We start from the raw sequence: 4,462 nt of genomic DNA, 5'->3' as shown, positions 1-4,462 counted from the left end.
TATTTCAGGACAAGACAAATTTATGTTTTTCTTCTTATTTTTAACGCAGCAAAAGTAACAAAACTGCTTTGTTTGGCAGAGGATACATCCTTGTATCCCTGCCAAACGGGCGACATCCATGTCGCAGGATATATAACTAAATGAAAGTTTTAAAAACTAATAATGAGATGGTATGAATTTCCAAAATTTCTTTGAATATAAAATAGAATTTCATGAAATAAATAGAAGTTACCTTAAGAGAAAATGGAAACTTACAGATGAATTTAAAAGATTTATTGAGTTAGAGGAACATACTGATTATTTAGACGGTATTTTTGCAGGAATCATTTATGTAATTTCAGAAGGGCAAATAAATTTAGATAAAGTCCAAAAGTATGAAAAATTTACAAAAATGCCATTAAAGGGGGTACGCAAGGTACATGTAGAATTACCGAGTATTCAAAGTTTTGCTAAAAATGTCTGCCATGATATTGAGATATCCAAAGATGGAGAAATAGTGACCAATGATGTATCAATCTTAAGTAAATATATTTCTTCTAAAAATACTTCAATATCAGAAACTATATTTCTTAAACGATACAAAGATAGAGAAAAAAATAATTGGAAAACTGGTTATTGGCTAATTTATGCAGTTAAAGAAGATACAGTATATTTTTTATTTCTTGATCTGAGGGTAAGCCATAAGCCAGAGAATGACCCGGAATTATTGAAAAATTTATTAGAGGTTTATTCTGAATCCTATCTTAAAGAAAATTTCTTAAAATGATTCAGTTAAAAAGACCACCTTTCGATGGTCTTTTTTGAATACTTATACAACCAACTGAACCTGCCTTAACACCGCCTTCAGCATATTCACATAATCAAAAGCATTATTAATAATGTCCTGATAACGTTAAGTAATATAACCATCGGGATGAACCAAAATTATACCAGACTCATGGATTTCAGGCTTGCCATCCCAAGTGCCATATACATTATGAGAAACAACCTGAATCACATCTAGATATGGCAAGTTCAAAGATTCAGCTGCCTATTCCCAGCTTTCACCAGAACATCAGTATCGAATGCTGCGTCATGCAAGACTCCATGTATATACCTGAAACAGATCATAAATATATAGAGGCAAAGTCTAGCCATGCATAGAAGGTAGTTATATGAGTATTCGTATAAGCTATTGATCTATTAGTATTTTCAAAACGTTGGCTTAAATCGTAAGATAAGCACCTATTATTTGAAGTGAGCAATCTATGGAACTTCGACATTTACGCTATTTTATTACCGTGGCGCAGGAGCAGAGTTTCACTAGGGCTGCTGAAAAGCTGTTTACGGCTCAACCTTCTTTAAGCCAGCAGATTAAAGATTTAGAGCAAGAAGTTGGCGTTAACCTATTTGAACGTTCTTCACGAAAAATACAGTTAACCGATGAAGGCAAGGCCTTTTTAATCTATGCAGAAAAAGCTCTGGAAAATGCCAAATTGGCCGTTGCGTCAGCACGACAGGTGGCCCAGCAGAAAAATAACCAGATTCATATTGGTTTCCTGAATGTTGCCGAACTAAAAGTCATGCCACATATTTTGGCCAAGCTGAAAAAGACCATGCCAGATTTAAAAATTCATCTGCATAGCCTGTTCTGTCTGGAACAGCTTCAACGTCTAAAAAATGCCGAATTAGATTTAAGTATTACTCGTTTTCAGCTGGGTCATCCGGATTTTGAAAATATCCATTTATTGACAGAACAAATTCACTTGGTTGCAGCCAAGCATTTGCACCCAACCGATCGGATACTGAAATTACAGGAACTGAAAAATCATACGATTATTATGTGTGATCAGAATGCATCACCCGTATTTTATGAAACACTCAATACCTTGATGTCCTTTGATCAGCTTAAGCACGATCAGGTGCTGTGGGCGACCAATGTGCTACAGCATATTAACCTGATCAATATGGGGATGGGTTTTAGTTTTGCTCCCGATTATTTATTACGTTTCCTGAATGATGAAGTGAAAGTGATCCAGACAGATCGACCTTTACCCCAGGTAGAACTATATGCAACATTTAACAAGAACTCTCAAAATCCAGCATTGAATATTATTACCGAAGCCCTTAACAATACGGTAAATGCTTGAAAAACTTGTAGGGATATATGCTTAAACTGATTTATTACGTACCAGATGAAAACCTAGAGGAAACCAAGAAGGCCATCTTTGCAGCAGGTGCGGGTGGGATTGGTGAATATACCGACTGTGCCTGGCAAGTGCTGGGAACTGGACAATTTAAGCCGCAGCAAGGCGCAGATCCTCATATTGGGGAAATTGGTCAGTTGGAAAATGTGGAAGAATGGCGGGTCGAAATTCTTGTACCTGATGAAAAGGCGGTTGAAGTGGCTAAGGCTCTAAAAGAAAGTCATCCTTATGAAGAACCGGCATTTGAATTTATCCAGCTTTTAGATATAAAAGTTTAAATTTTTAGAATTGATATAAACCGACGGTGCATTAGTGCTGATGTGCCGTCTATCTATATATAAAAACACCCAACCTGCTTTTATTATTATAAAATTCGTCAGAACAACTCAAATAAATGAATAAAATAAGGAATATAACAATGCAGTTGCCAAAACTGCTGAGCAGTATGTTCAAAAATACGCTGAATAAATCTATTCAATACGGTGCAGAAATCTTGCATAACCGTATTCCATATTCCCATGATAATCCATATCTGGATGGTATTTTTGCACCGCAGCGGCAGGAGCATTTTTCAACCCAATTGAAGGTAGAAGGGCAGATCCCGAAAGAATTAGATGGTGCCTTGATGTGAATTGGCCCGAATCCCATTACAGTGAAAAATCCAAAAATTTATCACTGGTTCACCGGTGATGGGATGATTCATGCGTTACGGCTTAAAGAAGGGGAAGCGCACTGGTACAAAAGCCAATATGTCGGTGCGGATAGTGTACAGAAGAAATTACATCGACCAGTGATTTCGGGAAAAAGTCGTGGCGTAGCTGATCCAGTAAATACCAATATCATCAATTTTGCTGGGAAAATCTGGGCATTGGTCGAAGCGGGTGCTTATCCCATCGAAGTGAATAGTGAATTAGAATCTAAACGTCATCATCTGTTTGAGAATGATGATTCAGATTTACCATTTACTGCACATCCACATATTGATCCGGATACCGGCGATATTCATGCGGTTTGTTATGATGGGCTAACCCATAATAAAGTCTTTTATCTGCATATCGATGCCAAGGGCAAACTGAAAAATCATGTGGAAATTCCGGTAAAACATGGTCCGATGGTACATGACTGTGCTATTACTGAATCTCAGGTTTTAATTCTGGACTTAAATGTAAATTTCTCGATGCAGAGTGCCTTAAAAGGTTCATTGCTGCCATATCAATGGAACCAGAAACATCAGGCACGTATTGGCTTATTACCTCTTGGTGGAAGTGCTCAGGATATACGCTGGTACAACATTGATCCCTGTTTTATTTTCCATACCATGAATGCTTATGATCTGGATACAGGGGATGTCGTCATGGATGCAGTGGTACATTCCAAAGCGATGGTGCATTCGATTCAGGGCCCAATTGAAGATCAGAATCTTCGATTAGAACGATTTGTCTTCGAAAAAGAAACAGGGAAAGTGAAGCGAACAATCTTATCGGATGTTAAACAGGAATTCCCACGCATTAATGAAGCTTATACCGGGCGGTCATATCGTTATGCTTATAGCATTTCCTTTGGCGAATTTGATGATCCTTACCATGTCAGCAGTAATAGCTTATTGGGTCATGATTTAGAAACTACGACCATAGAAAGTTATTCATTCGGAGAAAATTGGGTCACAGGTGAGGCTATTTTCGTCGAAAGAGAGGGTGCAGAAGCTGAAAATGAGGGTTGGCTCATGTCTTATGTGCATGCTTTAGATTGTGGCCCTTCGAAAGTTGTGATTTTGGATGCACAGCATATTAAGGATGGGCCAATTGCCACAATTTATTTACCTGTAAGAGCACCGGTTGGTTTCCATTGTAATTGGATTGATTATCGGAAGTTGAAAGTAATATAAAATTATATTTAGGAAAAATTTTAGATTATTTAAGTCCGTTTGAAATCAAACGGACTTTACTAGATACTTAAATAAATCTTCAATTCCACTTTTCTTGATATTTTGAGACCCAGTACAATTTGGTTTCTATATCATAGCTACCATCGGGATTAAGGGAAATGATATAGTGGATATTTTTACCTCGACTACGATTACCTTTACCTTCGGGAACTTGATATTTGTATTTTTCTACTTCTTTAGGGGGAGTGAGTACAATCCGTTTCCAAGCGGTAGGGGGGAGTTTCGCTATACCATTTTGTTGTGCAATCATTATTGCTTGTCTTCTTTGCTCGGCATTTTCTCCACTCGCATAACGTAATTCTTCAGGAACACCATATCCTTTTTTTATCTG

5 protein-coding genes and 1 pseudogene are annotated in these 4,462 nt (G+C 37.4%); 5 read left to right on the top strand and 1 reads right to left on the bottom strand.

The annotated features are described in order from the left end of the window. Positions 1-172: 172 nt before the first annotated feature. From B4J23_RS03495 to B4J23_RS03475, 5 genes are all read left to right on the top strand, one after another. Positions 173-766 carry a hypothetical protein gene (locus tag B4J23_RS03495; protein ID WP_291358769.1) on the top strand — a complete coding sequence of 198 codons (594 nt, stop codon included), beginning with the start codon at positions 173-175 and terminating at the stop codon, positions 764-766. 481 nt (positions 767-1,247) lie between these two features. After that, positions 1,248-2,129 (top strand): LysR family transcriptional regulator, encoded by an 882-nt coding sequence (locus B4J23_RS03490; protein ID WP_291358768.1) that lies wholly within the window; start codon positions 1,248-1,250, stop codon positions 2,127-2,129. Between the two features lie 17 nt (positions 2,130-2,146). Further along, a complete protein-coding gene (locus B4J23_RS03485) occupies positions 2,147-2,464 on the top strand; it encodes an NGG1p interacting factor NIF3 (protein ID WP_180015653.1) in 318 nt (105 codons plus the stop codon). Positions 2,465-2,604: 140 nt separating this feature from the next. Next, on the top strand, positions 2,605-2,817 hold the full coding sequence (locus tag B4J23_RS03480) for a hypothetical protein (RefSeq protein ID WP_291358767.1): 213 nt from the start codon (positions 2,605-2,607) through the stop codon (positions 2,815-2,817). Next, positions 2,818-4,071 (top strand): carotenoid oxygenase family protein, encoded by a 1,254-nt coding sequence (locus tag B4J23_RS03475; RefSeq protein ID WP_333617149.1) that lies wholly within the window; start codon positions 2,818-2,820, stop codon positions 4,069-4,071. A 79-nt stretch (positions 4,072-4,150) separates the two neighbouring features. Here the strand turns inward: B4J23_RS03475 and B4J23_RS03470 are convergent. Beyond that, a pseudogene (locus B4J23_RS03470) lies at positions 4,151-4,462 on the bottom strand (hypothetical protein); the annotation flags it as partial.

It is taken from the genome of Acinetobacter sp. UBA3025 (assembly GCF_002367915.1).
Taxonomy (GTDB): domain Bacteria; phylum Pseudomonadota; class Gammaproteobacteria; order Pseudomonadales; family Moraxellaceae; genus Acinetobacter.
This window is presented reverse-complemented; position numbering and strand designations above follow the sequence as displayed.